We start from the raw sequence: 2,479 nt of genomic DNA, 5'->3' as shown, positions 1-2,479 counted from the left end.
GAGAGTGTGTCCTGAGCACTTGCGATGTGCATCTAAAGTCTGGCGGTATACCTTTTTAGTCTTCAGAAGCTTTATCTACACTCTAAATTGTACTTCCTCTAGAGAATCTATAAGCTTCTTTGCTCTAAAGCAAGACTTGATCTACTCATGTTGGGTGCCTGTTCTGTTCTAAAGGGAAGCTTCTGTGCTTTTCAGATCTGTATCTCATTTGTAGCGGAAAACATCTTAAGTGTAGAGGAATACATCTTGAGAGCAAAAGGTATATCTGCAGCACGCAGATGTTTTTCCCAGGTTCAGAGCAAGCCTTCCTTTAGGCCTCAGATCTTTGTCGGAATAGCCGGAGAACACTTCCTCTACAGTTTAGATGTACATCTGAACTGTAGAGGAACTTATTGTTTATGATTTTGTAAGGTTTTTATTGGATGGTGTCAGCCCATAAAATCCCTTATTTTACTGATGGTTTAATAGTTATTTTTCAATTCTTGTTAAAAAACATGGCAAATTATTTGTTTTATATTGTAAAATCTATTTAAATTTAATCAAGCAAAGCTTAAAAAAGATGATCAATATCTAGGAGCTCATTTATTGATTTATGTATAAACAATTATAAATTCATTTATCATGGGATTAATAAAAGTTATATTAGATTATATAAAAAAAGATGCGAAGAGTTTTCAGGAACGATCTGATAATTTTAAAGCTAAAATAGATTCATATCTTGAAACGTTTGGCCTTACTGCCGAACAGGTAAGTCCTTTAATTAGTGTGCTCGATGAAATAACAGCGGCTAATATTGAGAAGGCTGAAATCAATAGGGCTCGTATGGCAGCTACCCTGAAGTGTACTAATTTGCATCGTACAGGTGAAAAATTGGTTCGCGAATTCAGGCGTCTGATTATGCTTAGCCCAAATTGCACCGACGATTCTCTCGAAGACTTGGGATTAAAGCCCGGCGTGAGATATATTGATACCGACAAACAAGCGCCTACTTTAAAAGAAAATCAAGTTGCTGGTGTTCCTCAAATTCGTTACGACAAAAGCTCTTTCGATGGGATACGAATTTTTTGCCGTGTGGGCGATCAGGAGAATTTTGATAAGGGGCAAATTGTGACACAAACCAAATACAATGATATACGACCTCGTGTTGATCCATCTAAGCCTGAAACACGAGAGTATTACGCCTATTATATTTTGAAGGATCAAATCGTGGGTAAGCGTTCTAATATCGTAAAAATCGAACTTGGTCCTGTGGTTTAAATCACGGCATTCCAATAAACTTCTCGACTAAATATTACCGTCAGTTGAGTGATGAGATTTCCAGTTAATTCTGCTGGGGGTCTCATCTTTTTTTTTTTGTTATAACTAAATGGACTTGCAAGTCCAGAATAGTTTAAACCACCCCGTCTTGCTTCACAAGCCACCCCTCCTTAAAATAATGAGGGGAAATACTGGGTTGGTAGAATGTGGAGTTGCTATATTTAGCTGGACAGAGAGTTAAATGTTTTATATGTTAGGCTCTGGTAAAAAGAAGGAAGGGAAAGTGTAGTAATTAAAAACCATTTATCAAATATTTGAGTCAATGCATCCAACATTTTTGTAAATTGCTGTGTTAATTGGATATAATGAAAAACACTAACCGACCTGTTATATATCCGAAGTGTAGATGTGAAGAGGGGAAAGAGTCAGACTGGGAGCACACGAATGAATGCTGTATTGGTATTCATCCCATTATCAGAAAAGGGGTAGGTCTTATTTTATCGATTTTAGCCATGATCTGCTTTTACGATTCACTCTCAACCATTATCTATATGGAAGATGAATCATTTTTCTGGGCCACGTTCATAGCGGCCTTTGCTTTCACGTATCTGGCTTATGAAGTTCTAAAGTCGAGACCCATTAAGGAAGTGACAATTCGATGTAGGAATTGTGATTTTAAAGCCATCATTAATTTTAAGGATAAGTGAATTAAATTGGTCTTATCTTTTATACAAATTCTAGAAAAAACGAAAGCTTAACGCTCTTTAACTTCTCTTGACTCGGCTTAACTAAAGAAACAGCTATGTTTGTGGTGTAAAACAAAACTAGTTTTTTTCATAGATTAGAACTAAGCTTTAATCCAAACGAGCTTAGTCGTTTTTCATAGGTTAGATTTAGGTTAGTAATAAAAACTCAGGTGGGGACCTGAGTTTTTTTTGTATAAGCCAATCTGGTATTCATTTCTTCTCAAAGATCTACTCTTGAATTAAACTTTTCGAATCCGTTCAATCCACGTACTCTAATCTTAGGTTGAAATGTTAGAGCATAAAAAAAAGCTCCAATCTTACGATTGAAGCTCTTACTTTAACCTAGATAGTTCAGATTCCTCTTCTGTGAGCTTGGCTTTACCATTGCCAGGAAAACTTGTTCCCTGATAGTTTGCAAACTCACTACGCCATCGATAAATAAGTTCTGGGCGTACATCGAGTTCATGAGCTAGTTC

The 2,479-nt window shown here is 36.4% G+C and carries 3 protein-coding genes; 2 read left to right on the top strand and 1 reads right to left on the bottom strand.

Annotation, left to right across the window (positions count from 1 at the left end; all coding sequences use genetic code 11):
- Positions 1-621 precede the first annotated feature (621 nt).
- Together ABY905_RS16430 and ABY905_RS16425 are read left to right on the top strand one after the other, a co-directional pair.
- A complete protein-coding gene (locus tag ABY905_RS16430; RefSeq protein ID WP_372645831.1) occupies positions 622-1,257 on the top strand; it encodes a hypothetical protein in 636 nt (211 codons plus the stop codon).
- 365 nt (positions 1,258-1,622) lie between these two features.
- Entirely contained in the window at positions 1,623-1,964 is a 342-nt protein-coding gene (locus ABY905_RS16425; RefSeq protein WP_372645828.1) for a hypothetical protein, read from the top strand.
- Between the two features lie 371 nt (positions 1,965-2,335).
- Here ABY905_RS16425 and ABY905_RS16420 read toward each other — a convergent pair.
- Positions 2,336-2,479, bottom strand: a 144-nt coding sequence (locus tag ABY905_RS16420) for a transposase (RefSeq protein WP_372645833.1), incomplete at its 5' end; no start/stop codon positions are given.

Origin of the sequence: Ancylomarina sp. (genome assembly GCF_041555295.1) — a bacterium.
In the GTDB taxonomy this organism is placed as follows: domain Bacteria; phylum Bacteroidota; class Bacteroidia; order Bacteroidales; family Marinifilaceae; genus Ancylomarina.
This window is presented reverse-complemented; position numbering and strand designations above follow the sequence as displayed.

Excerpts from the sequence above, each read along its gene's own strand:
- ABY905_RS16430 (WP_372645831.1), top strand. The coding sequence starts at position 622 with ATGGGATTAATAAAAGTTATATTAGATTATATAAAAAAAGATGCGAAG.
- ABY905_RS16425 (WP_372645828.1), top strand. The coding sequence starts at position 1,623 with ATGAAAAACACTAACCGACCTGTTATATATCCGAAGTGTAGATGTGAA.